Origin of the sequence: Vibrio sp. J383 (genome assembly GCF_023503985.1) — a bacterium.
In the GTDB taxonomy this organism is placed as follows: Bacteria; Pseudomonadota; Gammaproteobacteria; order Enterobacterales; family Vibrionaceae; genus Vibrio; species Vibrio splendidus.
On record NZ_CP097294.1, the window covers coordinates 1,622,435 to 1,648,148 of the forward strand.

The window sequence follows — 25,714 nt, forward strand, 5'->3', positions numbered from 1 at the left end:
GCAGCTTAATTTTAGGGGCTAGCTCACGGCTCCAAAGAGAAAGTAGAACATATCATGACTGAATTACTTCAAAGCCAATTACTAAAAGACTTGGGTACTCAAAACGAGTTTGTTGCTCGTCATAACGGCCCTAATAAAGCAGACCAGCAAAAAATGCTTGATGCGATCAACGCGACTAGCTTAGACGCACTGATCGACGAAACGGTTCCTGCACAAATCCGTCTTGAAAAACCAATGACACTTGCTGCGCCACTGAGCGAAATGGACATGCTGACCTCTCTTAAAGAGATCGCTAACCTAAACCAAGTGAAACGTACTTTCATTGGCCAAGGCTACTACAACACATTCACTCCAAACGTTATTCTACGTAACGTTTTAGAGAACCCAGGCTGGTACACAGCTTACACACCATACCAACCAGAGATTTCTCAAGGTCGCCTTGAAGCTCTACTCAATTACCAACAAATGGTAATGGACCTAACAGGTATGGAAATCGCGAACGCATCCCTTCTCGATGAAGCGACAGCGGCTGGCGAAGCTATGACACTGTGTAAGCGTGCTGGCAAAAGCAAGAGCAAAGTATTCTTCGTTGCTGACGATGTTCACCCTCAAACACTAGAAGTTGTTAAAACTCGTGCTGAGTACATCGGTTTTGAAGTAATGGTTGGTGCTCTTGAAACACTTCCAGAGCAAGACGTATTTGGTGCGCTTCTTCAATACCCGAGTACAACGGGTGAAGTTCGTGACCTAACAGACATCATTGCGAAAGCTCAAGCTAACAAAACACTGGTTACAGTGGCTACTGACCTACTTGCTTCTGCTCTACTTAAGCCTGCGGGCGAAATGGGCGCAGACGTAGTCATCGGTTCAGCGCAACGTTTCGGCGTTCCTATGGGTTACGGTGGTCCACACGCTGCATTCATGGGTACTCGTGAAAAGCATAAGCGTACAATGCCAGGTCGTGTAATCGGTGTATCTATCGATACTCACGGTAACCAAGCGCTACGTATGGCAATGCAAACTCGTGAGCAACACATCCGCCGCGAGAAAGCGACATCGAACATCTGTACAGCTCAAGCACTTCTAGCAAACATGGCGTCTTTCTACGCGGTTTACCACGGTGCAGAAGGCCTACGTACTATTGCTCGTCGTACACACCACATGACAGCTATCCTAGCGGCTGGCCTGACTAAATCGGGCTACGAGCTCACGAACAACAGCTTCTTTGATACCATCACGATCAACTCTGAAGAGAAGACAGATGCACTGTACGCAAAAGCGCAAGCAGCAGACATCAACCTTCGTCGACTTGTTGGTAAAATCGGTATCAGCTTAGATGAAACAACCACAGTCGACGACGTGAATGCCCTATTCGCAATCTTCGACGTGAAAGAAGACGTTCAAGCACTATCTTCTGACATTGCATCAAACGAGTTTGCAGCAATTCCAGAAAACTGCCGTCGTGAATCAGAGTTCCTAACTCACCCAGTATTCAATACGCACCACAGCGAAACGCAAATGATGCGTTACCTAAAACAGCTTGAGAACAAAGACTTCTCACTAACGCACGGCATGATCCCACTGGGCAGCTGTACGATGAAGCTGAACGCTGCTGCTGAGATGATTCCAGTAACATGGCCTGAGTTTGGTTCAATTCACCCATTCGCACCTCTAGAGCAAGCGGCGGGTTACACAGCACTAGCAAAAGATCTTAAAGAGAAGCTATGTGAAATCACTGGTTACGACGATTTCTCACTACAGCCTAACTCTGGTGCATCTGGTGAATACGCAGGTCTAATCGCGATTCAACGTTACCACGCAAGCCGCGGTGAAGCTCACCGTAACGTTTGTCTGATTCCAAGCTCTGCGCACGGTACTAACCCTGCAACAGCATCAATGGTTTCAATGAAGGTAGTGGTTGTTAAGTGTGATGAAGATGGCAACATCGACATGACAGACCTAGCAGCGAAAATCGAGAAGCACAAAGACAACCTATCAAGCATCATGATCACTTACCCTTCTACGCACGGCGTATACGAAGAGCAAGTGAAAGAAGTGTGTGAACAAGTACACGCAGCGGGCGGTCAGGTTTACCTAGACGGCGCGAACATGAACGCTCAAGTAGGCCTAACTTCACCTGGCTTCATCGGTTCAGACGTATCTCACTTGAACCTACACAAAACATTCTGTATCCCACACGGTGGTGGCGGTCCGGGTATGGGTCCTATCGGCGTTAAATCGCACCTAGCACCTTTCCTACCAGGTCACATCGAAAACGGTGTACAAGGTTCTGACTACGCGGTATCAGCTGCAGATCTAGGTAGTGCTTCAATCCTACCGATCTCTTGGGCTTACATCGCAATGATGGGCGAACCTGGCCTAACAGACGCAACGAAAGTAGCGATTCTGAACGCGAACTACGTGATGGAGAAACTACGTCCTCACTACCCTGTTCTTTACCGTGGCACTAACGGCCGCGTAGCACACGAATGTATTATCGATATTCGTCCGCTTAAAGAAGACACAGGCATCAGCGAAGAAGATATTGCTAAGCGTCTAATGGACTTCGGTTTCCACGCACCTACGATGTCTTTCCCAGTAGCAGGCACGCTAATGGTTGAGCCAACTGAATCTGAAGATTTAGAAGAGCTAGACCGTTTCTGTGAAGCGATGATCGCAATCCGTCACGAAATGGCAGCAGTGAAAGCCGGTGAATGGCCACTAGACAACAACCCTCTAGTGAACGCACCGCACACACAAGTTGACATTTCAGGTGCAGAATGGGATCGCCCTTACTCTCGCGAACTGGCTTGCTTCCCATCGAAAGCAACGAAGAACTCGAAGTACTGGCCTACAGTTAACCGTGTAGACAACGTATACGGCGACCGTAACCTAATCTGTTCTTGCCCAAGCATCGACAACTACGAAGACTAATTTTTGTAGATTTTAGATAAACAAAAGCGAACCACTTGGTTCGCTTTTTTGTTTTTCAAATTATATGACTAAGAAAGCATTGACCTTACCGTAAGGGAAAGGTTTAAGGTTGAGTGAAACCAACGATGAATTAGGAACTGATTATGGGATGTTGCAATAAAGCGCCAAAAGGTGGAGCCCCTCTTGGCTTGCTTCTAAAAGTAACGCTTGGGATTGGTCTTTTTGTTTTTCTACTGGCTTTGTGGCAGTAAATTTGAGCTGAGCCCTTAAGGGACGCTTTCGACAGTGCCTTAGAGACAACCAAAAACAGAACTAGTATGTAACATTTGTATGCCCTATCTTTAACCGGGTCTGCAAAATATAATCATGTTTCATTCTTCAACCCCAATTAAACAATGCTCTCCATGTTGAGGAAGAGAGTGAATTCCACCAATTCGCTTTAAGTCGCATCCGGATAATGAGGGTTCAACCTGCGAATAACAGCACTGCATACACAGAATTTCAGGCTGCGCACAGATAGAAGAAATGATTACTTGATCACTTGTCGTACATGGTGAAAAAGGTTTTTGTTCCCATGCAAAAGAACCAGTGCAAAAAAAAGCAACCTGTGCCGGTTTGCCGCATTTCTCGCAAAACCCACGTAATTTTCGAAAGATCTCTTTCAGAACAATTAAATCTTCTTTTCTTTCCCCTTGTTTATTGTCGTGAAGGACAAACTCTTCAAATTCACGCAATGGAGTTGGAAGGTATTGATAGAGACCTTTTCTTTTGTATTCAAAGTCGGGGTAGAAGACAACCAATCGTGCTTGTGACGTAGTAAATGACTTGCGATATTCCAATAATAAATGTTCTCGACATAAGGTCTGTCTTTGATATCCATACCATGAAAACCAAAGAAATTTTTTAGGCACTTTGACACAAAAATCAGTAACACTTTTTTCTTGGCACTTAAGACAAGTCATCGACACATCCTCCAATAATTTCCGTAGGGTCGCTTTTATACAATCAAACAGAATAGGAAAACTATGCTGTTTAAGTAGAGACCTAAGTAGCATAAAAAACCACGGTGTTTAGCGCATCACTTCAAGCTTCAGGATTACATTATCTATATGTGATACCCTCACCCTTAACCCTTTTCTTATAGGCCCGCCATGCGACTTAGTATTATTAAAACCAGGGGAGATACTAAAGTCTGAATAACTAAATTTAACACCCTCAACAGTAAAACTTTCCTGTTGATGCCCTCCATAAGGCATCGGGTTAAAGTTCTCAACACTTCCTTCAACAACATCATATTCACCCTGACCGTAATCAGATAAAAGGGAATATAATTGAATTATTAAGCTGCCCCCACTTAAAGCAGTCCAAAGCACTGAAAAAATAAGGAGTATTTTGAAAACCATACCTATGCTTTGTTCAGTCGCAGGCTTACCAACAACTTGCACATCCCAACTGGATAATTTCTTTCTATTTTTATAACCTTCAGCCGATATATATAAATAACAAACCGGGAAGAGCGAAGCAAAGTGACCACAACCCTTCAAACTTTATATTATAAACAACTTCGTACATTACGACCTCAATTGAATGCTAACACCTTGGCTAATCCATTTTGCCATAAACTCAAAATCGGCTTGAATTGAAAGTGCCAAACGTTGTGAATCAAACTTAACCTTCTTGTTATACAAGTGGTTAATTGTGCTCTGCAGTTTCTTTAAAGAGCAGGTTCAGAGGTTTAACCAAAGAGTAAATCCACAAGCCAAATGCTACAAAGCACCACATAAATAATGTTAGAAACAAACTAAATATTGGCCACATAGCCAAGGCGAGCAGCAGGCCTGATATGCCCGTTACTGGTGTTTCATCCCACTTTACAGTCTCCGCACCAAATATAGATGCGATACCACATACTAAAAAGAAGACAAAGAAGCTCAGGCTAAAGCCGATAAAGAGCATTTTGAAAAGAGACCTTTTCGATATTTTCTTAACTGTAATTTCCATTTTCATCCCTGTATTTGTATAACAGCTGTGCTACAGAAAATTCTGCCTAGTTCATTAGTCACCAATTGTACTAGCCTTTGTCTTTCCATAACAATCACTTATACCACAACCTTAGTGATTAGCGTGGCAAATATAGAAATTATCCAACTAGCATGATTTACAATAAATCAATAACTTACGTGAGTTAGTGTTGTGTTTTGACCATCAGAATCGGCCCCTACCTCAAAGCTAGTGAGACTCAATAAATCCAATGCTTGACCCTATACGGTAAGGTGTTTATATTGTCGCCCGCCCAACGGGGCACATCCTAAAATACACACCGGCCATCCTGCCATCATTCGTGTATTTATATTGGTGTTGTGAACTTCCATGCTAACGAAACTTCGTCCTTTTACTCGTGAATCGGGTGCGCTTATGCATCTTTCGATTCCAATCATTTTGACTCAAATAGCTACCCAAGCGATGGGATTTGTCGATACGACAATGGCTGGCCAAGTAAGCCCTGCCGACCTCGCCGCTATTGCACTTGGCACTAGCCTTTGGATCCCAGTGTTACTGCTACTGCGTGGCGTGATTATGGCGTTAACGCCTGTCGTTGCTTACCACCGTGGCGCTCGCGACTTTCAGAGTATCTCTGTTGAATTCTTCCAGATGGTTTGGCTTGCATTAATTGCTAGCGTATTACTCATCGCTTATTTGGTGAGTGCGAAACCGATCTTAGAGTGGATTGGTGTAGCCGCTGAGATTATTCCTATCGGTAGTGATTATGCTTTCGCCCTCGCCTTTGGTGTGCCGGGTATTGCCCTGTTCTACACCTTGAACGGTTTCTGTGAAGGTATGAACAACACCAAAGTGCCGATGATCATTTCGGTAATTGGTTTGTTGGTGAACATTCCGGTCAACTACGTGCTTATTTACGGTAAATTTGGCTTCCCTGAAATGGGCGCTGTAGGTTGTGGCTGGGCGACAAGCTTGGTGTACTGGTTAATGTCGGGAATGCTGTATTCCTACATTAAAGGCCATCACCACTACAAAACTATTATTAGCTTTGCAGACGCGAAGCCAAAAGCAAAAGAGATGCTCCACCTTCTAAGATTAGGTTTACCTATCGGGATGAACATCGCGGTGTGTGGCAGTATCTTTGCGGTTATCGCTCTTATGATCGGCCGTATTGGTGCAGAGAACGTAGCAGCGGCTCAAATTGCACTTAACATCTCGAGCCTAACTTACGTTATTCCAATGAGTATCTCGTTTGGCATTACGATTCGTGTTGGACATGCATTAGGTGAGAAAGACGAACTAGGCGCAATTGAACGCAGCAAAGTCGGCATTTTGGTTGCCGCGTTGATTTCATTACTTTCAGTTGCGATGTTCCTGCTGTTCCCTGAGTGGATCATTAGACTTTACACCACCGACCCTGCAATAAGTGCTACGGCAGCAGTATTGTTGACCTTTACGGCGATGTACCAGTTTAGTGATGCATTGCAAACGTCTGCTAACGGCGCACTGCGCGGCTATAAAGACACTAAGATCCCGATGATCTTAGCCATCGCTTCATATTGGGGCTTGGCACTGCCACTCGGCATGGTATTAGGCTTAACAGACCACATTGTTCCTGCAATGGGTGAAGAAGGTTTTTGGATTGGTATTCTAACGGGCTTGAGCGTTTCAGCGACACTGATGTTAATTCGCTTGCGATACGTGATTAAGAAGCGTGACTTGCCATCAGCAAGTGCTCCATTGGTAAACTAAGACAAATCATTAAGCTAATACAAAAAAGCGCGTTATTGCTACTCGGCAATAACGCGCTTTTTTATTGAATTTCTATAAACCAGATGATGTGCTTGGTTTAACACTCATCGTTCATAACCCGAACTGTACACTCACAACCATCTACTGGACATGTGTCTCCACTTGTCCTGCCGCCAAAAGAATCATAGATAACATAACAACCCGAAGGTAAGGCATCGTCGGTAATATTATTGCTGTTCAGGTCTGCGTCACTAAAAGGTTGATTGTATCCGACTACCGTATGTCTATTTCCATAATCTGAGATAATACTGTCATCATCTGACAAGGTAAGGAAATCGAGCATTTTTAACTTGTCTCCGGACTCCCCTCGGCTTTCAGGGCAAAGTGTTCCCCAATCGACTTCAACGCTACCGATACCAAAATCAATTACATAGTTGCTCTGATCACCTGGGTTTGTTGCGTCCGGGTTAAGCCCAACAATAATGGCTTTAGAAGTCACCTGCGTGATCACGCCTTCCATCGCACCAGCAACACCTTCAAGTACCGCTTCTCTTGCTGACTCTTGAATATTAAGAAACCTCGGGGCTGCTGTAACGGCCAATACTCCAAGTATCACGATCACAATGATTAATTCCATTAAAGTAAATCCGTTTTTCTTCATAACACCCACATCAACTGACAACTACAGATACAATTACTGAATGAACTATCAATAACTATACATCGTGATGAGATGCGTAACACCTTATGTGTCGCGTCAGAGCTGTTGTTTAGTCGATTTTTTGACCTTACGCATGCGGAAATAAAAGCAAGTGCCTGCTGTCACTGTCTTATTTGATCGCGTTGTTTCTAAATAGGTCAAATTTTCGATATTACACTGCAGGTACATTCTTCATTTCTGTTGCGCTCTATCGGAGATCTGCGTCTGCATATCGCAAAAAAATAGCGCTCATGTATGACATAAGCGCTATTAAATAACTGGAGACCCACACCTCTCTTAAAGAGATATGTTGGGAATTCTAGATTTTAAATGAACCGACATAACGATCGAGAACTTGTGATAACTCTGCCAGCTGCTGGCTTGATTGCTCTAATTTCTCACTTGCGCTCAAACCGTTTTTGACTGAGCTATTAACCGTATCCATGTTCATATTAATTTCATTCGCTACCGCTGACTGCTGCTCCGTTGCCGTTGCGACTTGCGTATTAATATCAAGAATAGCCAAAACTTGCGTGGAAATTTTTTCCAAAGCTTGGCGAGCCATTTCAGTTTCAGTCGTACCCTCTTCAATTAAGCTCTTACTATTACTCATCGAACTAACAGCGTTCTTAGCTTCGGTTTGAAGTTGGTTGATCATAGTGTCAATTTCATCGGTAGATTGTGCTGTTTTTGTCGCTAGGTTACGAACTTCATCAGCAACGACAGCAAAGCCTCGGCCAGCTTCACCAGCACGTGCAGCTTCAATTGCAGCATTAAGTGCCAGTAAGTTCGTTTGCTCAGAGATACCTCGAATAACGTCAAGAATAGTACCGATCGACTGAGTATTATCAGCAAGGCTCACAATGATGTCAGAAGCACTATTCATTTCGGCTTCAAGGTTCGAAATTGAAGTCGTGGTCTTCTCAATCGTCTTATGACCTTCTTGAGTTTCACTCGCCGCCATGTTTGCCGCGCTTGCAGCACCAGCCGCGCTAGATGCAATTTCATTAACCGTGGCAATCATTTCATTCATAGACGTCACGACCAACATGGTTTGTTCGTTCTGCTCTTGTCCTCTTTGCAAAGCTTGCTGCGACTGTTCACGAAGCCCAATAGCGGTCTTATTTAATTCGACACCCGTATTCACTGTTTGCGTAATTATCTCGTGCACTTTGCCAACGAACACATTGAAAGCCGATGAGATTTGAGCAACTTCGTCATTCCCTTTGATAGGCAGACGTACTGATAGGTCACCATCACCTTCAGAAATATCGTGTAATGTGTTTTTCAATACTAAGAGAGGTTGCATCAGTTTGCTAAGAAGAAGCGATAGAACAACGAGACAAACAACAAAAATGAAAACCATTGAAGCGAGCTGGTAGCTAATAATACCGTTCGTTGCTTGGCTAACCTCTGTGATAGGAATGCCGATATCAAAGGTGCCGTACAGCTCACCGTTGACGTAGATAGGTGCCATGATGTCAAACACCCATACTTTTTGAACATCAGCGTACCATTTTGAATACTGTTGTACGCCTTGGGTTGCACCTTTAACTGTATAGCTATCTTCGTAAACCTTATTAAGTTTATTTTTATCGCTGTGAGCAATAGCACTTACGTTACTATCAATAACAATGGCATAAGTGACATCAGATCGCTGTTTCAGCTCACCCACCAGCTTTTGTAAATCTTTAACTGGATTATCCGAATTCTCTAAGATATACCCAGCATTTCCAGCCAAGAATTCAGCTTGAACTTGAGATTTGTTCAATATTATTTCATCGATTTTTTCGCTTGAAATGAAATAGGTTGACGCCATACTCGCAGCGACTGCAATGCCAAACATAATAAAAACGGCAAATAGGATTGTTTTCTTCATTTAGGTTGTCTCGACGCAAGTTTGTTAAAAGTTCTCTGAAGGTTTCAATAACTGAAACCAAAGCCCGCACGTTCTATCTCGTGTTAGAGCTCCCCACTAATCCTTTATCTGTCAAAATCACGATAACTTTAGCTAAATTATATGAAAAGCATATGTTAGTCACACTTACATAACATATGGCATATATAACTCGGAATCTACACTTAGAAATTCGATTAACAACTAATGAAATCACTTAGCAAAACACGCGCGAATACACAGCAATAGGCCCGATACACTGCTATCGAACAAATAAAAAAGCGCGTTACTGCCAGTGGCAATAACGCGCTTCTTGAATCGATATTTTGCGATCTCGTTTTAAGCTATTCCGTTTAAACTATATCGTTTTAATTAATCTCTTTCACATAAGGAAGTACTCGGAATCCATCACGTACTTTCTGGCTTGGAATGTAGTGACGGAATCCTAAGTTAAATACACCCGATTCATTCGCTGTTTTAATGTTGTTTACTGCATCGTCACCACAACCGAAGCTCACAGTATACGTCCCGTCTGCATTCTTTTCAGCGTTATTAGAATTTACATTCGCCACTTCACCAAACATGAAACCTTGCTTGTTGTATACCGTTACCGACCAAAACGCTTGGTTCTTAGGATCATCAAAGGTTGCTTGATGACATGTATCTGCTGGGAAGTTTCCAGATACCTCATAAATGTTATCTTCCAGTTGTGCACCGCCCCAACCGATTGCAGCCCCAACCGCGTATTTCTCTTTGGTAAACATCTCTTTTGAAGCATCTTCAGGGCTGGTAAACATACCAAACGTCGCCTGAGCACCATCGCGTTTCAGTAGTTTTGGCATTTCCATCTTAAGGTTTTTCTCTACCTCATCGAATGATTTTTCATCCACTTTCATTGCCATGAATTCGCCATCTGCTTTTGCATCTATGCTCATGTGATCTTGGATTTTATGAACTTCATCTTTAGTGAACGTCGCATCGGTACGAACGATGACATAAACGTGGTCACCACTGTGTGTAGAAAGATCAAACGTACCAGAACCGTATTGCATTGGCTGAATACGGTGGTCTTCTGTAATCACTTCCATCGACATGTATTTGCCTTCAGGAATCTCAGGCAACGTAATCGTCGCGCCTTGCGAAACGTTAATCACAGCCATTGAGTAGTAAGTGTCTCGGTTCATTCGAACCACAGGCTGTTTATCGGTTGGTGTTAGCTCGCGCTTGTGTAGGAATTTATTAACGCCAACAAGCTCTTGGTTTTTCAAATATTGGCGTGACGTTTCGTACACCGCATAATTGTCGACGGTAGTCACTTCACCATCGGCATTGAAGAACTCTGTCAGAGTTGAAACTTCTTCAGCTGCGTAAGAAGAAAGAGAAACTGCGCTTAAACCTAAAACTACTAATGCTAATTTTTTCATTGTTGACCTCTAATAAAATCGATAACGCTAAATCAATACATAGTCCATTTGTTTTTGTTCGAACAGTTAGTTCGTTAACCGCTCAACTTGTGAACAATGTTATCAAGGCAGCATAAATTCACAAATGACATCGCCGTATAAGAGATATGCACGAAATTCATGTCACCACCGTCGATTTATTCTTGATATGATCTATTACCTTCAACAGGCTCACGGCTTAACAATAGACAGGTAGGGCAATTAATCCAGTTTAGGGCTGTCGTTGAAATTGGCTGGCAGTTGACATTGGCTGAGCGCAAACCAACTAATGATTAGAGAGAATGAAGCAGGAAAGGAAGACGTCATGTTATGAATCACAGGCGCTGAAGTATGTAAACGAGATCCATATGAAAACTGGAGGTCAGTTATTGCTCAAACTGGTTATTACTTAGGTCAGTTATCGCTTAGGCCAGATCTAAAGTCCGTAGCCTTAATCAACTTTCACAAACAACGTCTTCAATCACGGACACGATTAAGTTCTTAAACCATTGGTGTGCTGGGCTGGTAACGGTTCTCTTATGCTCAATCAAAAACAGTTCGAACATTAACTCGGGAACATTATCTAGAGAGAATATCGGCACTATCTTGTCGCCTATTCCCTCTAGTTCAGTCAATTTGTGGGTCGCAACCAATATCGTATTCGAACTCTGCATCACTTCCACCAGCGTAAGAAGCTGTCCGCTTTTAAAGGCAATATCTCTCTGCATTCCATTCTTAACTAAGTAAGTGTCTACAGGGTGTTGCAGACCATAATTCGAACGGATATCGAGCGTGAGGTCGACAAAGCGAGATTCGAGGCACTGCTCAAGCGTGACATTTTTAGCTTTCGCTAAAGGGTGATGTTCAGAAACATAAAATACCGGATAGATCTGGCCAAGACTCACATATGGGAACTCGATTGGATTACTCGGGGCTTCAATGTGAATGGTAAAATCCACATCTCGTGATAACAGTTGGCTAGTAGGCGTTTTTGCAATCGGATATTCGATAAGACTGGCGTTTGGCGCATCGTGCATGAACCGTTCAGCAAGGGGCACAGAAAGCATCCGACTCATTAATGGCGGTACAGAGACAACAAACGTTTGAACACACTCAGCAGGATCAAACGCAGATTTCGTTACTAGGCTTCGCATCGCCAACAGCAACTCTTCTAAAGGTGCTTGCAGTTCTAGCGCTTTTTGCGTCGGCACTAAACCATTAGACTCTCGATAAAACAGTGGATCATCAAACAACTCTCGCAAGCGACTTAACGTACGACTCATCGCAGGCTGAGACAGATACAAAGTATTGGCTGCGCGCGTTACATTCCTCTCTTTGATTAAAACACTCAACGACACTAATAAGTTTAGGTCCAACCGAGAAAGCTGTTGTTCGATAGTCATCATAAGACATGCATCCGAGTAATATCACTCGTTAAATAATTGCACCATTGTGATTAACAAACAAGTCTCTGTTTAAACGATGCCACTTATATACAACTAAAAAGGCGAACCCATCGGTTCGCCTTCCTGTTTAAAGAATCTTTTTTATCGATTTATCGCCAAATATGAGCCAGCAGCAATCATTATTCCACCAGCACTTTGATTTAATCTTCTATGCGCGCGTGGCGTTTTTAGCAAACCTGCCATTCTGCCCGCGCCCATTGCAATTAGCATTAAACCAGACATTAGAGCAACAGATGCTAAACCAGAAACCAAGACAATATCTTGTGAGCGCAGAACTGTCAGATCAATGAAAGTCGGCAAGAACGATATATAAAAAAGAATCACTTTAGGGTTTGAAGCTGAAATCAAAAAGCCTTGTGCGAAACTTGCGAGTTCGGATTTCTGACTCTGTTTGGCCGCAAGTTCCGCTGAGCCTTGCACTTCAGGTAAGCTCTTAAACATCTTATAGCCCAAGTAAATCAAATAAGCTGCACCAACGTAGCGAATCACCTCAAACGCAATCGACCAATTCTCGGCAATCGTTGCTAGACCGAAACAGGCAAGTGCAAGATAAATAAGATCACTGCATATCATCCCTAACGAAAGAGTGATGCACTTTCGCCAACCATTAACCATGCCTCGAGCTAAAATGGCAAATACGCCAGGCCCCGGAGTAATACCAAATATAAACATGGCAATAAAGAATGTAATCGCACCTTCTAGTGACATTAGACTGTCCTTATCTATAACCGAACATAATTGATCATGAACGTATCATGGAGCTTCGATTCGGGTAAAGAACGTTTTTGACTAAGCGCGTTTAACACAACTCATGTTTTGAATAAGTGTGACACGTAATTTCCCCACCACACCTAAACCCAGCCTTAACCCCAAGCATAAACTTCAACTTCAACTTCAACTTCAACTTCAACCAGTCACCAGTCACCAGTCACCAATCACCAATCACCAAAGTGTTTTTCGTTAAGGCACAAAAAAGGCGAACCTAGAGGCTCGCCTTCGAAAACAATGATAGAAAATCAACGTGACAAGATTAGTTAGCGATTGGAGACAGTAACTCTGGGTTTACGACTATATTTCTTACACCGTGGGCGTGATCTTCGTTAAAGTCATTACCTTCACACCAGCTACCCACTGTCGCGATATTTACTTTCGCGACTTGTGGTCTAACGCTCCATGTGACTTGGAAAGGTGAACCTTGCTCATTGTAACCAGGACCCGTTGTAGAGCCTGCGTATTGAATCGCTGAACCCGTATTTTGAGGAATATTTGGTGCTTGGTTTAAACCGTTGACTTTAGAGTGTTTCGCTAATGCTTCAAAGTCGAGAGCTTTGTCGTCATTAACTAATACATAGACTTGAGTTTCAACACGCAGTTGCGGGTTGGTAATCGCGTCGTTAAAACAAGCGCCCAGTGTTTCGCCCGGTTCAACTTGCGCCGTTGAATAAACATAGTGAACTTCAATGGTGTCCCCCGAATGCAAAGAACCATGATCGCTCGGACAAACCTTGCCCTCAAATGGTTTCAGCTCAGCTGAACTCAACTTACCTGTGTATTTAAAACCACTCTGGAAGCCCTTCCCATCACCATTGCCAGCGTATTGAGTAAACTCGCCGCCTTTGTGCTCAGCGTTCTTATGGAAGTGAATATTACATAAGTTCATTGCTGTTGAATCAGGGGCATCCGAAAACAGTCTGGTATTTGTTCCTTTCAATGAACCCAAATCTCGTGGGGCTTGCGGGCCAAAACCTTGCCCTTGGGTGTTTTCAGAAAGCTTCGCTCTTTGTTCTGCGATAACACCATCTGATACAGACTCATGGTTCGCGTCAGATGCATTTGCTTGAGCAGATAACATCACCACCGCGACGCTTAAAAACACACTCTTGTTGTTCATATTTCTTCCCTAGAATATTGATAACTAAACCTAAACCGAACCTAGCAGCAAACATCTTACTATGCTCACGTATGAATATAAGAGCTGTCTTTGTAAGATTAGATTTCATTTCTTACTTTGGGATGAGTATTAGAACCCCTGATGCATATAACAAGTCAAACAGGTTAAATCCGGCTAGTCCCTTCCAGAACTAATAATTTCCGACTTTGTTGACTGTCGTCTGACTCAAACGCTCAGAAAAGTGAACTCGATTATTAAGCACAGTGATAGCCAGATTTAGGATCAAAAAAGGCGAACCACTGGGCTCGCCTTCACGTTTCATTCTATCTATTAGGTTGGCATTCTTGGTTAACGGTTTAACCATTACCGGTGGCAAATATCCCAAACGTCATGACGTTTAATGCATCTGTCACGCCCTCTAGTGATTTAATCACGGTCTTAGTCGGTTGGTTATGACGAATAAAATAGCTTCCGATGCCTTTTTCACCGCCACTCTTAGCATCGCTTTGAGTTGTATCTGTCGCTGCTACTTGAGAAGGTTCCACTGATTCTGGCTCTACATTGGCGCAAGTTATCATGTCTTTATTTGAATCAAGGTTTGAGTTTGATTCATGATCGGTTATTGGTTGATGATTAACTAACGATTCATGGGAAGATTCAACGTTGGTCTCAGCACTTGTATCAATTGCAACATCGATATTGCTCTCTTCTTCCAAGCTTTTCGACATTGCGTCTTCGTTGCTCAATGTATTGTCGTCTAGCTGATGATTACTCGTTGAAGAGCAAGCTGTTAAGAAAAACAGGCTAACGATGAATATGAGTAAGTTTCTCATCATAGTGATAAAGCACGAATTAATAAAACATCGTTCGATTGTAATTTATTTGGTTGACTACATCCAGCACCAAGCAGCGTAAAAGTGAAATGTCATGTACTTGAAGAGTAAAGAAAAGCGTACGATTGTAGGTCTAAAACTAATAATTCGAGACTTCAATCAGGTTGCCATCAGGATCTCGAATATAAACAGAGACAATTTTTCCCGTCGCACCGGTTCGCAGTACTGGTCCCTCTTCTATCACGACGCCTTGCGCTTGGATATGTTCGGCGACTTCAGCAATTGGCGTATTGGTAATAAAGCAGAGGTCCGCACTACCGACCTGCACACGCCTTGCCTTTGGCTCGAACTCGCTACCACTGAGGTGTAAATTGATCTTCTGCGTCCCAAATGACAACGCCAACCTGCCCTCGCCAAATTCGATAGGCTTCATTCCAAGTACCCGTTGGTAAAAATCGACCGTAACTTGTAAATCTTTCACGGTTAATACCAAATGATCTAAATGACTGATTTCCATCATTACTTGCCTGTAATTGAGAGTGATAAGGGCTTATTGGCGGTGACTAGGCACAGTTAGGTGAACAATGTCATTCGACAACCCACATAACTCATAACAGACATGTAGGTTGGAATTACTTAACTTAGCCTTCGCGCTTACTGAGCGTGTAGGAAACTACACTATCATCACCAATCTTGAACACCCAAACATTCTCGCCATCCACAAACTGAAATTGATTGGCTGATTCAGTCGGTTTTAACTTCCCAATAAATTCAGACAATGCTGGCTCGTTGATAACGAAGCTTCCTTCTGAAGTATTCGCATCCAAATCATTATTCACTTCAATCTTCACGGTAGATTTAGGCAGAATGTCGGGTAACCATCCCCTGTCAAACAATCGCTCTTGTTTGGCTTGCGCATAAGTCGAGTACTCATCGCTGACCACATCTGAACAGCCAGACATTGAAACCAAAGCCGAAAATAAGACAGAGAGTAAAACGTTAATTTTCATTTAATTACCATAACTTGAAAGCTGGAGTGTGAAATCATGCGTTGCCATACAACCTCATTTCCATTCACAAAATCCATTTTATAAATCAATCGTAATCAGCATTCAAATTAATTGACTTTATTTACACGTAGCCAGCGCTAGATAATATTCAAACCAAAGACGCCTTTAACATCGAACAATACCTTTTGCGTTCTTTCTCTAGAGACTTGGGTGCCACTGCGTAAAATCTCGATCAGCTGCGCTTTGTCATCTAGCAACTCAGATCTTCTTTCACGAATAGGACGAAGCATCTCTTGCAGACACTCTTCCAACACTTTCTTAGTTTGTCCATCACCTAGCCCACCTTTTTGGTAATGCTCTTTTAGTTGACTGACATAGTTAGCGTCACTGTGAAAAGCATCAAGATAAGTGAACACGATATTTCCTTCTACCTTGCCTGGGTCTTCAATTCGAAGATGATTTGGATCGGTATACATGGATTTAACGGCAGCTCTGATCTCTTTCTCTGTTGCACCCAAATTAATGGCGTTGCCCATCGATTTAGACATCTTACTTTTACCATCGGTACTAGGGAGGCGAGATGCATTGCTGAGAAGCGGTCTGCATTCATTCAAGATTGGTTTGCCAGCGAGCGAATTCACCTTCCTTACTATCTCATTGGTTTGTTCTAACATCGGCAGTTGATCATCACCGACAGGCACTAAAGTCGCGTTGAAAGCGGTGATGTCTGCCGCCTGTGAGATTGGATAAGTGAGGAAGCCTGCTGGAATAGATCGTCCAAATTCCTTGTTCTGAATTTCACTTTTGACCGTTGGATTGCGTTCCAAGCGAGCGATAGAAACAAGATTGCTGTAGAACATGGTGAGCTCAGCTAACACCGGCAACTGTGATTGCAGACAAATCGTGGTCTTGGTCGGGTCGATACCCACAGCAAGATAGTCAGCGACTACATTGAGAATGTTGGAAGAAACCTTCGAAGGATTATGGGCGTTGTCGGTAAGCCCTTGCATGTCAGCGACCAATATCGTTTGGTCGTGAATATGCTGCAAAGAGACTCTTTGTTTAAGTGAACCAACGTAATGACCCAAATGCAAAGGCCCAGTAGCTCTATCGCCAGTCAGAATGATTTCAGGCTTGTTGGTATTGTTCTTACTGCCAATATTATTGCTGTCGGTATGGCTGTTTGAGTTGGTATTCATGGTGTATCTCCAAGTTAAAAGGCTACTGGAGATAAAAAGAGGCGACATTTTTGATGACATTCTTTAGCTACCGTCCAGCAGCTAAAGAATGTAAGTATTCCGTGCTGCTCTATTGAGAGCACCACCAAAAGAAAATTGAAGTTGAAGCAGAATTAAATTTCATGGTTAAAACCTATCAACAATACAGACGAGCGACAACTGTTATTTACGCGCACCAAGAAAATAGATCTTAAGATTAATAGGTTATAGGCTTAATCTTTAACGGAACACAGCTCAGTGATTCGGTCACGCATGGCTTGGTTAACTGTGAAGTGGGTGTTGAGAAACACTAGTTGGGCAAGTGCCGATTCAGCCGTACGCTCGTAACCTTGTGTAAAGGTTGGTAGCAATTGAGCAAACTTAGGAAAGCGCGCTTCTAGCCTTCTATCCGACATAAATTCATCAACGAATTCAGGCTCAGAATGTTCAGTTTGATCCACAAGATCGATCAAACGATCAAGTGCGTAAGATTGAACGAACCGACTGCCCGACAGCTTTTCGCCTCGATTATAACGAGACATACCCACATAAAGATTGGTTAGAGCCTCACCAATGATCCACTCTTCGGAGTTAGCGCCTGCCTCCCCTTTTACTGGTGGGATACAGCACTGAGTATCAAATTCAGGTTGCTGCCAAACAATACGCCCTTCAGCAAACGGAATGTACGCTAATTCGTGTGGTTCGAATACCGCAAACTCACAGAATATCCCATCGGCATAAAGTACTTTATAGCCATCGACGGTGTTTCTCACCGCGTAGTCGATTGGGTGAATGTCTGAGAGCCAATGCAAGCTGTCTAAGAAATACTGCTTATGCCCCGTTTGTACTATCGCGAAAAAATCGACATCTGAATACTGATCAAGTCGTTCTGTTTCAATACCTACCGAGCCCAATCCCAGTAAAGCATGAGCCTTACCCGATGCTTCCAAAGACTCCCCAATCGCATCTAAACGCTGGAGTAATTTTTCTGGTGTGTTTATGTGTCTTGTCTGCATCACTTTATCCGTCTGCATTGCTAAATCCCTATCAAGTTGAATGCCACTCAACCTAACTGATAGTTAGAACATCTAAGAAGCCTAATTTATAAAATATGTGTTTCGGGTAACGATCTGCGCAAGTTATTGTTTGAATTACAGTGGAATTTAGATGTGAGAAAGAGTGTGTTCAAGCTATAAACAACACTCTTCTGTCATGACTTATCTTTTTAACAGCTTATATTTGCAACAACTGATATTTACAAATAATTAAACGATAAGAGCTTTAGGGTTAAAGCGATGACTTCGCTAAATAAGCTGCCATTTCTTGTGGTGGCACCATGCCTCCGCCTGTCGCCCACACAAGATGTGTTGCATTCGCTAGCGTCGACTCATCAATCTGTAGACGAGCAAGGTACTCACTATTTTGCTCAACATGAATCGCACCCGGCATACCTGCTAGCGCTGAAGGCTCAAGTTGAATGTCCTCTACTTGGTTCAGTTCTCCTAACAATTGGTACATACGTTCATCGGTTAATGTGTAATAACCATCAAGCAAGCGCTCCATCGCGCGACCCACAAAGCCAGATGCCCGTCCAACCGCCAAACCGTCTGCGGCGGTGAGGTTGTCGATACCCAGATCTTGCACCGCAATCTCATCATGCAAACCGGTATGAACACCGAGCAACATACAAGGCGAATGGGTTGGCTCAGCAAAAATACAGTGCACGTGATCACCAAAAGCCATCTTCAATCCAAATGCAACACCACCGGGCCCGCCACCCACACCACAAGGCAAGTAAACAAACAAAGGATGCTGTTCATTAACCACAATCCCCTGTTGCTCGAATTGCTTCTTGAGCCTTTCTCCAGCCACAGAGTAACCAAGGAACAGTGTTTGTGAGTTTTCATCATCAATGAAGAAACAACGCGGGTCTTGCTCCGCTTCTTTCCGTCCTTGTTCTACTGCAACGCCATAATCTTGTTGATACTCGACCACGTTAACACCGTGCTCTCGCAGTTTACTTTTCTTCCAAGCTCTCGCGTCTGCTGACATATGAACGGACACTGTAAAACCTAGCTTGGCACTCATGATACCAATCGACATTCCTAGGTTACCCGTTGAACCTACCGCAATGCTGTATTGTTGGAAGAAGTCACGAAATTCAGGTTCGAGCAACTTACTGTAGTCATCGCTCTCACACAGTAACCCCGCTTCAATCGCAAGCTTCTCGGCATGCGTTAGTACTTCATAGATACCACCGCGCGCTTTGATTGAACCTGAAATCGGTAAATGGCTGTCTTTCTTCATCATCAAACGCCCTTTTATTGGCTGCTGATAATGAGCTTCTAATGCTAACTTCATTGCAGGGATATCGATAAGCTCAGATTCGATGATGCCATTCGTCACATGAGTTTCAGGGAATGCCTTCACCAGATAAGGGGTAAACCTTTGTAACCTCAAACTCGCATCATGAATATCTTGTTCGCTTAATCCCACATAAGGCAAACCGCGCTCCAGAGTCGTCACATTTGGGTTAAACCAAACCACTTCTTCCAATGCAATCAATTGTTGAAGTAATGGGAAATCTGAGATGAGTTTATGGATATTCAATACGGTCATGGATTACCTTCTTTGGTAAAGCGCGCGCGACGCTGGTTCAGTCATTAGTAAACCTATTTAAACGGTATTTGTGTAATCATTCAATGATCTGTAGGCTAGCCTGTCTTCTCATAAGCAAACAGTAGAACAACCTATGAGCGCCTCTCTTCGTAATAGCATTTTCGTCATGTTAGGGATTCTATTCCTAGCACTTAACCTTCGTGGGCCTTTTACGAGCTTGGCTCCTGTGCTTTCTCAGGTTATGGAAGGCCTCAACCTTACGTCGTCGGCTGCTGGATTCTTAACAGCTTTGCCACTGTTAACTTTTGCCTTATTTTCACCATTAGTCACCAAGATATCTCAACGAATTGGTCTAGAACCTAGCCTGCTCTTAGGCTTAGTTTTGATCACTACGGGTATTACACTGCGCTCTTTTGGAGCAATTCCGACGTTATACATCGGCACAGTAATGATTGGACTTGGTATCGCGATTGGTAACGTGTTGTTGCCCGTTGTAGTGAAAATTAGCTTCCCTACTCGTATTGCGACAGTCACTTCTTTGTACATTTTTACGATGGGCATCGGTTCGACGTTAGGCTCAAGTTTGATGGTGCCGTTTTCAAATCTAACCTTATTCACGGTCACGGGTTGGCAATTAGCGCTGTTAATGAACCTAATATTCCCAATATTAGCTCTGATGATCTGGTTGCCTAAAATCAGAAAACGCTCTTCTTCATCGACCAATAACAAGCATCAAGAAAAGCCGATTCCGATGAAAAAGATGATCAAGAGTGGCGTTGCATGGCAAGTGACACTAGCTCTTGGGCTGAACTCATTTACCTTCTATTCTTTGGCAGGCTGGCTTCCACAGATCTTGAACGACCTTGGCTACAGCGAAATCGATGCGGGTTATATCTACGGATTTCTACAATTTTCGACTATGGTTCCGGGATTGCTGTTACTGCCGTTCTTAGGTAAAAGCGATAACCAACAATGGCTCATTACGCTTTGTACTTCGAGTGTATTTATTGGATTGATTGGGCTGCTGTATTTGCCTGAGTTTGCGATCTTTTGGGTGGGACTGTTTGGATTAGCCAACTGCTCTACGTTTATTATCGCGCTCTCTTTTGTTGGCCTGAGAACATCGAATAGCAGCCAAGCCGCATCGCTGTCGGGTATGGCGCAAGGAATTGGTTATGCTTTAGCGGCAACAGGTCCAACGCTGGTGGGTAAGCTTCATGCTCAAACCGACTCTTGGAGTGTTCCCATTCTGCTGATCGCATCCGTTGCATTTGCGTGCACGATTTTCGCGGCATTGGCAGCACGAGACAAAAAGGTGAGCGTTTAGGACAAACAGAATGGTTATGGCGTCGCGACTTTATTGCTCGCGACTGTATTACTGACGACGGTTTTGATGTATTCACTTGGCGACAAACCAAACTTCCCTTTAAAGCGCTGGCTAAAACGCCCTTCCGATTGATAACCGCAAGACTGAGCTAACATCGCCACATTCTGCTGTCCGTTTTGCATCAGATAAAGCGCATGACTCAAGCGAACTTCAGCCAGTACCTCACGATATTGCATGCCTTCAAGTTTCAATTTACGGATAAGCGTGGCGCGGCTCATCGCAAAGCGTTCCGCCACCGACTCCAGCGGATGCTTCTCATCAGGTGAATGAGAAAGATAATGGCTGAGCTTTTGGCTAAAAGAGACGTTGGCACTGGCAAACAATCGATGCAACACACCTTTCTCGGCTAATTGCTGGTATAAGCCCTGCAACCAAAACTGCTGGGTCTCTTTACTCATGCTTTGTCTATCAAAGGAAAACAGAGCATTGAGTGAATCTTGTAAGCTACGATCCGCTTGTACTTTAGGCAGCCCCAGATCATTCGAGCGTTCCTCACTTAAATCAAGCATCGCCTGAGAAGGTTGGAATTGAAAGCTGAACACTCGCGATAAGAAGCGCCCTTTGTGGGGCATGTTCTCAAAACTCAATGACGATGATGCCTCACACAACAGCAGCTCTGAATGTGAGAGTTCTGCCGCTGAATCTTTCCAAAACAGGCGCTTACTGCCTGTAATGATCTGAATGATACTAGGGGATAGAATCCTCACATTACGCAGTTTTTGTAACTGCTCTGCACGAAAGATCGTCACTTGATATTGATGATTCATCTCATCCCCCTTGTTTACTTATTATCAACGACCAGCTTTCGCATAAATAACTGGTCGCTTTATTAGCTTGTGTCAATTACTAACGTGTGTAAGTTGTAGTCAGTTTCGCTTTGTCTAAAGCCATGCTGTTCAACGTGAATCCAACCACAGCCGACGGCGTGTTTTCGTCTAGGTTGAGCTTATCCGTTGGCAATGCCCAAACCGTGAACTGGTAGCGGTGCATGCCATCTTTTTCAGGAGGACAAGCGCCACCGAAACCTACCGTTCCATAATCTATGCGGCCTTCTTTGCCACCCACTTTAGAGATGTCGACACCACGAGGTAGCTCGCTCACTAATGCTGGAATATCAAACGCGACCCAGTGCCAGAAACCACTTTCAGTTGGTGCATCTGGATCATAGGCCGTGATTGCAAAGCTTTTGGTTCCTGCTGGAGCATCTTTCCACATCAACTGCGGTGACAAGTTCTCGCCGTCACAACCCCAACTTGAATATTCAAACGTCTTCGCCATTGGGTGACCTTCTTGAATATCATTACTCGTTAATTCGAATGCCTGAGCCGAGCCAGCTGTTAAGATACTAAGTGCCAATACTGATTTGATGATGAGTTTCATAATGGTTCCTCTTATTAGGTATGAGCCCAGTATAGTCCCCTCCACACGCCCGATAATGACAATAAGTACACAATTACCTAGCTTAATCCATTTAAATGATACTTACTGTATTTTTAATTTATTATTTTAAAACATGACCCACTCGACAATTTGTTGTTAAAGGAACACTTGTTGACATTCAGGTTACAAATCACGTCCAAAACTCTTTAGACTCGCCCCACGACTTTTAACGAGAATGATTGGATGCGCAGGTTTACCTTAGCCCTTGGCTTGATCTTTTGGCTCCCAACTCTAGCCAATGCCCAAAGTTTGCAAGATAAGTGGCAAACCCTGTATCAACTGAGCTGGCAATCATCCCCAATCCTAGTCTCTCAACAAGAGTTGGCTCAGTATCCGAAAGTTCTGCTTCATGAACGTAGCCGCTATCCTGATTTCAACCAATTCAGTTGGGACGACATCGCAGCGTTAGCGTCAATACAAGATCACTGCCGAGCGATTGAAAGCAATAACCCTTCATTAGATGATGCCATCGAGTTTGAGCTCGCTTTGTGTCAGCAACAAGCATTGGATTCCATTTGGTTTGCAGCACACTCCAAACGACACCCTGCAGGTGGCAGTTTTGCTGATCGTTATTTAGCCGCTTACCCAGATGTGACCGAGCAGATACGCCCATTTTTGAGTCTTACCAACCCTCAGCACCCTTTATATAACAAGCTAGAAAACCTAAGTGCACAAGGCAGAGAAGCACTGCTCAGTGGATACCGAGCTTGGCAACAGGACGATGTGCTTTGGTTAAGTGGCGAGCAAGGCTGGAAAGCCATTCCCTTAGATGTTTGGCAACCTATTGCAGAGCGGCAAGAGGTATCTTTGACGGGTGAAACCTGTACTTTTCGTTACAGCAACGTGTGCTTAAGCGAGCCTAGCAATGACAATCTGATCATGAAAACCTTGATCTTTACATTGCTGTTAACGTTGATTTCCGGACTCGGTAGAGTCTTATACCTAAGAACAAAACAACGAAAAGAGAGGCAGTTCGTTTTACAGCTTCTTACTCATGAACTGCGCACGCCAATTACTAGCCTAGGTCTAACCGTCGAGATGTTTAGAAATCGCTACGATGACTTTTCTGATGAAACTCAAAATGCGGTTTGGCGTTTAATCTCTGACTATCAAAGGCTCTCTCAACTCACCGAAAACAGCAAAGTGTATCTAAGTTCGGATCAGTCGGAGCCTTTATTAAAGCAGAACGCATCCTTAGAAGAGTGGCTCGATCATGTATGTGAAAAGCACAATATCGAGTATCAATGTGATTCAAGTGATGCTGAACTTAACCTACCGTATTACTGGCTAACCATCTGCTTAGATAACTTGATTAAGAACGCTAAACAGCACGGTATAGGTGAGGTTTTGGTCAAGGTAGAACTCGCTGATAAGCTCAGGATTGAGGTGCAAGACGAAGGTCACTTCCCTTCTTTTCTGCAACGGTTCGTATCTCGAGCAACACCGAATATCAATCACAGACAAGACAACATGGGCATTGGCCTTACTATTGTCGAACACTTGATGAAACAAGCGAATGGCCGTCTCATTATTCTTCGTAATCCAACCCGATGTATTTTGGAAATAGCTTATGAACACCCTACTGCTGATTGAAGACGACCATCTACTTGGACAAGGCCTCGTCAGCTTCTTTGAGTCCAATGGTTACCCATGCCTTTGGGCGAAGGATTCAGAGAGTGCCAGTAAGCAATGGTTCCGCGCCGATCTAGTGATACTGGATCGACAACTCGAAGACGGTGACAGCTTGCAACACCTTCCAAATTGGCTACTCCTCAAAGCGCTTCCTGTGATTGTGTTAACGGCTAAAGTGGAAGTCCAGCAACGCGTAGAAGGCTTAATGGCAGGTGCCAAAGATTACGTCACTAAACCTTTCTCAAACGAGGAGTTGCTTGCTCGAGTCATTACCCAGCTTCGTCCGTTAGGGGTGAGCCAACTAAATTACGCCAACATTGAAGTCCGCTTGTCTGAACGAACCGCTTATTTGGATGAAAGCCCGATCACGTTAAAACCTAAAGAGTTCCAGTTATTGGTCTTGTTTGTTCAGAACCAAAGTCGCGTGTTTCATCGTGATGAGTTACTCAATAAGATTTGGGGTTATCAAGCCTTTCCAAGTACCCGAACCGTGGATAATCACATACTGCGCTTGCGCCAGAAGCTGCCAACCCTAAAGATCGAAACACATCGCGGCGTTGGTTATCGCTTAGCTGGGGAATCATAATGAGAGTCACTTCGTTAATCGCATTGATCTGCGCTTTGCCGTTTGCGTGTCACGCCGCTTGGTTTACCAACACGCCATTACAACATACGTATCAATCTCTGCTTGATGAACAACCTCAAGTCGCGTGGCAAGAGCTTCAAATCGCACTCGATCAACAAACACTCGATAGTGAGCTTTGGCTGCCTGTGAAACAAGAGATATTGAGCCAAACTCAATGCGGAACTTCACTAAGACAAGACACTGAGACGAAACATCACATTCAAGTTAGCTTCATTCGACGCTACGGCCTGTCATCACAAGGTTATCAAATCAAAGTCGCTGCAGAGCAACTCAGTGAAGACACGAAAATCCAAACACAACCTATCTCTCTGGTTTCTCCAAGAGGTAAAATCCTTCTCGATGGACAACTCGCTTCTAACAATGAGTATCAAGAGATTGAGACCAGTGAAATGTTTATCAAACCCGAATCTGGTGTTTATCAACTAAGGGTAGGTTCGAACCACTTTCCTATTGTTGTCGCTTTAGACAACAGCAAGCGATGGTTAACACTCGAAAGTAAACTCAGCGAACCACATATCGTGATCACGCCACCGAAGGTGATCGACAACTGCCCTAACGCCAATGTGAGTTGGCAATGGTTTGATGAGAACTACAACCTGTTAGGCTACAAAGTGCCAATCAAGACAGCGCAAGCACCCGTTCCCACAGAAAGCCCGCTAGGGACTAATGCCAAACACTTGAGTGCCTCGGTTGAAATGTTTGAATACCAAGGTGCGATTGAAGTCCAATATGTGCAGCGTGTCGCGGTGCCTTTCTAATGGAATGCATTCAGAAGAATATTAAAAACTAGGTAATTCAGAAAATAGAGACATATAGGTGACAAAGCACTAGCGCTACTTGGGTGTAA

23 protein-coding genes are annotated in these 25,714 nt (G+C 43.7%); 6 read left to right on the forward strand and 17 right to left on the reverse strand.

What is annotated here, in order from left to right:
- Window positions 1-54: 54 nt before the first annotated feature.
- Window positions 55-2,934: an aminomethyl-transferring glycine dehydrogenase gene (gcvP, locus tag M4S28_RS23630; RefSeq protein WP_249633026.1), complete on the forward strand. Its 2,880-nt coding sequence runs from the start codon at window positions 55-57 to the stop codon at window positions 2,932-2,934.
- A 371-nt stretch (window positions 2,935-3,305) separates the two neighbouring features.
- On the opposite strand, the gene M4S28_RS23635 is transcribed toward gcvP, so the two are convergent.
- The 3 genes from M4S28_RS23635 to M4S28_RS23645 all read right to left on the reverse strand — a co-directional run bounded on the left by M4S28_RS23635 (window position 3,306) and on the right by M4S28_RS23645 (window position 4,941).
- Entirely contained in the window at window positions 3,306-3,896 is a 591-nt protein-coding gene (locus tag M4S28_RS23635) for a hypothetical protein (protein WP_249633027.1), read from the reverse strand.
- Between the two features lie 108 nt (window positions 3,897-4,004).
- Window positions 4,005-4,379 (reverse strand): hypothetical protein, encoded by a 375-nt coding sequence (locus M4S28_RS23640; protein ID WP_248384162.1) that lies wholly within the window; start codon window positions 4,377-4,379, stop codon window positions 4,005-4,007.
- Between the two features lie 247 nt (window positions 4,380-4,626).
- Complete coding sequence (locus M4S28_RS23645) at window positions 4,627-4,941, reverse strand: hypothetical protein (RefSeq protein ID WP_026012397.1); 315 nt, start codon at window positions 4,939-4,941, stop codon at window positions 4,627-4,629.
- Window positions 4,942-5,304: 363 nt separating this feature from the next.
- On the opposite strand from M4S28_RS23645, the gene M4S28_RS23650 reads away from it, so the two are divergent.
- Window positions 5,305-6,687, forward strand: coding sequence for an MATE family efflux transporter (locus tag M4S28_RS23650; RefSeq protein WP_249633028.1), 1,383 nt, complete (start codon window positions 5,305-5,307; stop codon window positions 6,685-6,687).
- Window positions 6,688-6,784: 97 nt separating this feature from the next.
- Here M4S28_RS23650 and M4S28_RS23655 read toward each other — a convergent pair whose 3' ends face one another.
- The 12 genes from M4S28_RS23655 to dsdA all read right to left on the reverse strand — a co-directional run bounded on the left by M4S28_RS23655 (window position 6,785) and on the right by dsdA (window position 19,762).
- Window positions 6,785-7,324: a type II secretion system protein gene (locus M4S28_RS23655; protein ID WP_054547173.1), complete on the reverse strand. Its 540-nt coding sequence runs from the start codon at window positions 7,322-7,324 to the stop codon at window positions 6,785-6,787.
- A gap of 382 nt (window positions 7,325-7,706) precedes the next feature.
- A complete protein-coding gene (locus M4S28_RS23660; protein WP_249633765.1) occupies window positions 7,707-9,233 on the reverse strand; it encodes a methyl-accepting chemotaxis protein in 1,527 nt (508 codons plus the stop codon).
- A gap of 419 nt (window positions 9,234-9,652) precedes the next feature.
- Window positions 9,653-10,708: a DUF1254 domain-containing protein gene (locus M4S28_RS23665; RefSeq protein WP_249633029.1), complete on the reverse strand. Its 1,056-nt coding sequence runs from the start codon at window positions 10,706-10,708 to the stop codon at window positions 9,653-9,655.
- Between the two features lie 473 nt (window positions 10,709-11,181).
- Window positions 11,182-12,132, reverse strand: coding sequence for a LysR family transcriptional regulator (locus M4S28_RS23670; RefSeq protein WP_249633030.1), 951 nt, complete (start codon window positions 12,130-12,132; stop codon window positions 11,182-11,184).
- Window positions 12,133-12,273: 141 nt separating this feature from the next.
- Window positions 12,274-12,900, reverse strand: coding sequence for a LysE family translocator (locus M4S28_RS23675; protein WP_249633031.1), 627 nt, complete (start codon window positions 12,898-12,900; stop codon window positions 12,274-12,276).
- Between the two features lie 322 nt (window positions 12,901-13,222).
- Entirely contained in the window at window positions 13,223-14,083 is an 861-nt protein-coding gene (locus tag M4S28_RS23680) for a delta-class carbonic anhydrase (protein ID WP_108190221.1), read from the reverse strand.
- Window positions 14,084-14,439: 356 nt separating this feature from the next.
- Complete coding sequence (locus tag M4S28_RS23685) at window positions 14,440-14,919, reverse strand: hypothetical protein (RefSeq protein WP_249633032.1); 480 nt, start codon at window positions 14,917-14,919, stop codon at window positions 14,440-14,442.
- A gap of 136 nt (window positions 14,920-15,055) precedes the next feature.
- A complete protein-coding gene (locus tag M4S28_RS23690; protein ID WP_249633766.1) occupies window positions 15,056-15,433 on the reverse strand; it encodes a VOC family protein in 378 nt (125 codons plus the stop codon).
- Window positions 15,434-15,557: 124 nt separating this feature from the next.
- Window positions 15,558-15,926, reverse strand: a complete 369-nt coding sequence (locus tag M4S28_RS23695; protein ID WP_249633033.1) for a YbbD-related protein — start codon at window positions 15,924-15,926, stop codon at window positions 15,558-15,560.
- 137 nt (window positions 15,927-16,063) lie between these two features.
- The gene (trpS, locus tag M4S28_RS23700; RefSeq protein WP_249633034.1) at window positions 16,064-17,125 is read right to left on the reverse strand and encodes a tryptophan--tRNA ligase; all 1,062 of its coding nucleotides are present in this window, start codon (window positions 17,123-17,125) and stop codon (window positions 16,064-16,066) included.
- A gap of 251 nt (window positions 17,126-17,376) precedes the next feature.
- Window positions 17,377-18,177 (reverse strand): hypothetical protein, encoded by an 801-nt coding sequence (locus M4S28_RS23705; protein ID WP_249633035.1) that lies wholly within the window; start codon window positions 18,175-18,177, stop codon window positions 17,377-17,379.
- A gap of 253 nt (window positions 18,178-18,430) precedes the next feature.
- Window positions 18,431-19,762, reverse strand: a complete 1,332-nt coding sequence (gene dsdA / locus M4S28_RS23710) for a D-serine ammonia-lyase (RefSeq protein ID WP_249633036.1) — start codon at window positions 19,760-19,762, stop codon at window positions 18,431-18,433.
- A 133-nt stretch (window positions 19,763-19,895) separates the two neighbouring features.
- Here dsdA and M4S28_RS23715 point away from each other — a divergent pair, with 133 nt between their 5' ends.
- Window positions 19,896-21,089: an MFS transporter gene (locus tag M4S28_RS23715; protein ID WP_054541138.1), complete on the forward strand. Its 1,194-nt coding sequence runs from the start codon at window positions 19,896-19,898 to the stop codon at window positions 21,087-21,089.
- A gap of 14 nt (window positions 21,090-21,103) precedes the next feature.
- On the opposite strand, the gene M4S28_RS23720 is transcribed toward M4S28_RS23715, so the two are convergent.
- Window positions 21,104-21,916: a helix-turn-helix transcriptional regulator gene (locus M4S28_RS23720; RefSeq protein WP_249633037.1), complete on the reverse strand. Its 813-nt coding sequence runs from the start codon at window positions 21,914-21,916 to the stop codon at window positions 21,104-21,106.
- A gap of 79 nt (window positions 21,917-21,995) precedes the next feature.
- Window positions 21,996-22,529, reverse strand: a complete 534-nt coding sequence (locus tag M4S28_RS23725; protein WP_249633038.1) for a YbhB/YbcL family Raf kinase inhibitor-like protein — start codon at window positions 22,527-22,529, stop codon at window positions 21,996-21,998.
- 243 nt (window positions 22,530-22,772) lie between these two features.
- On the opposite strand from M4S28_RS23725, the gene M4S28_RS23730 reads away from it, so the two are divergent.
- Genes M4S28_RS23730 through M4S28_RS23740 form a run of 3 tightly spaced genes read left to right on the forward strand, consistent with a single transcriptional unit; the run spans window position 22,773 to window position 25,625 of the window.
- Window positions 22,773-24,182 carry an ATP-binding protein gene (locus M4S28_RS23730; protein WP_249633039.1) on the forward strand — a complete coding sequence of 470 codons (1,410 nt, stop codon included), beginning with the start codon at window positions 22,773-22,775 and terminating at the stop codon, window positions 24,180-24,182.
- On the forward strand, window positions 24,160-24,807 hold the full coding sequence (locus M4S28_RS23735) for a response regulator transcription factor (RefSeq protein WP_102511883.1): 648 nt from the start codon (window positions 24,160-24,162) through the stop codon (window positions 24,805-24,807). The genes M4S28_RS23730 and M4S28_RS23735 overlap by 23 nt, the downstream gene beginning before the upstream one ends.
- Window positions 24,807-25,625, forward strand: coding sequence for a DUF2861 family protein (locus M4S28_RS23740; protein ID WP_249633040.1), 819 nt, complete (start codon window positions 24,807-24,809; stop codon window positions 25,623-25,625). The genes M4S28_RS23735 and M4S28_RS23740 overlap by 1 nt, the downstream gene beginning before the upstream one ends.
- Window positions 25,626-25,714 lie beyond the last annotated feature (89 nt).

Bases quoted from the DNA above. Each gene is read 5' to 3' on its own strand.
- M4S28_RS23705 (WP_249633035.1), bottom strand. From the start codon at position 18,177: ATGCAGACGGATAAAGTGATGCAGACAAGACACATAAACACACCAGAA.
- gcvP (WP_249633026.1), top strand. From the start codon at position 55: ATGACTGAATTACTTCAAAGCCAATTACTAAAAGACTTGGGTACTCAA.
- M4S28_RS23695 (WP_249633033.1), bottom strand. From the start codon at position 15,926: ATGAAAATTAACGTTTTACTCTCTGTCTTATTTTCGGCTTTGGTTTCA.
- trpS (WP_249633034.1), bottom strand. From the start codon at position 17,125: ATGAATACCAACTCAAACAGCCATACCGACAGCAATAATATTGGCAGT.
- M4S28_RS23650 (WP_249633028.1), top strand. From the start codon at position 5,305: ATGCTAACGAAACTTCGTCCTTTTACTCGTGAATCGGGTGCGCTTATG.
- M4S28_RS23715 (WP_054541138.1), top strand. From the start codon at position 19,896: ATGAGCGCCTCTCTTCGTAATAGCATTTTCGTCATGTTAGGGATTCTA.
- M4S28_RS23660 (WP_249633765.1), bottom strand. From the start codon at position 9,233: ATGTTTGGCATTGCAGTCGCTGCGAGTATGGCGTCAACCTATTTCATT.
- dsdA (WP_249633036.1), bottom strand. From the start codon at position 19,762: ATGACCGTATTGAATATCCATAAACTCATCTCAGATTTCCCATTACTT.
- M4S28_RS23655 (WP_054547173.1), bottom strand. From the start codon at position 7,324: ATGGAATTAATCATTGTGATCGTGATACTTGGAGTATTGGCCGTTACA.
- M4S28_RS23685 (WP_249633032.1), bottom strand. From the start codon at position 14,919: ATGATGAGAAACTTACTCATATTCATCGTTAGCCTGTTTTTCTTAACA.
- M4S28_RS23725 (WP_249633038.1), bottom strand. From the start codon at position 22,529: ATGAAACTCATCATCAAATCAGTATTGGCACTTAGTATCTTAACAGCT.
- M4S28_RS23730 (WP_249633039.1), top strand. From the start codon at position 22,773: ATGCGCAGGTTTACCTTAGCCCTTGGCTTGATCTTTTGGCTCCCAACT.
- M4S28_RS23665 (WP_249633029.1), bottom strand. From the start codon at position 10,708: ATGAAAAAATTAGCATTAGTAGTTTTAGGTTTAAGCGCAGTTTCTCTT.
- M4S28_RS23690 (WP_249633766.1), bottom strand. From the start codon at position 15,433: ATGGAAATCAGTCATTTAGATCATTTGGTATTAACCGTGAAAGATTTA.
- M4S28_RS23720 (WP_249633037.1), bottom strand. From the start codon at position 21,916: ATGAATCATCAATATCAAGTGACGATCTTTCGTGCAGAGCAGTTACAA.
- M4S28_RS23635 (WP_249633027.1), bottom strand. From the start codon at position 3,896: ATGACTTGTCTTAAGTGCCAAGAAAAAAGTGTTACTGATTTTTGTGTC.
- M4S28_RS23735 (WP_102511883.1), top strand. From the start codon at position 24,160: ATGAACACCCTACTGCTGATTGAAGACGACCATCTACTTGGACAAGGC.
- M4S28_RS23740 (WP_249633040.1), top strand. From the start codon at position 24,807: ATGAGAGTCACTTCGTTAATCGCATTGATCTGCGCTTTGCCGTTTGCG.
- M4S28_RS23675 (WP_249633031.1), bottom strand. From the start codon at position 12,900: ATGTCACTAGAAGGTGCGATTACATTCTTTATTGCCATGTTTATATTT.
- M4S28_RS23680 (WP_108190221.1), bottom strand. From the start codon at position 14,083: ATGAACAACAAGAGTGTGTTTTTAAGCGTCGCGGTGGTGATGTTATCT.
- M4S28_RS23645 (WP_026012397.1), bottom strand. From the start codon at position 4,941: ATGAAAATGGAAATTACAGTTAAGAAAATATCGAAAAGGTCTCTTTTC.
- M4S28_RS23670 (WP_249633030.1), bottom strand. From the start codon at position 12,132: ATGATGACTATCGAACAACAGCTTTCTCGGTTGGACCTAAACTTATTA.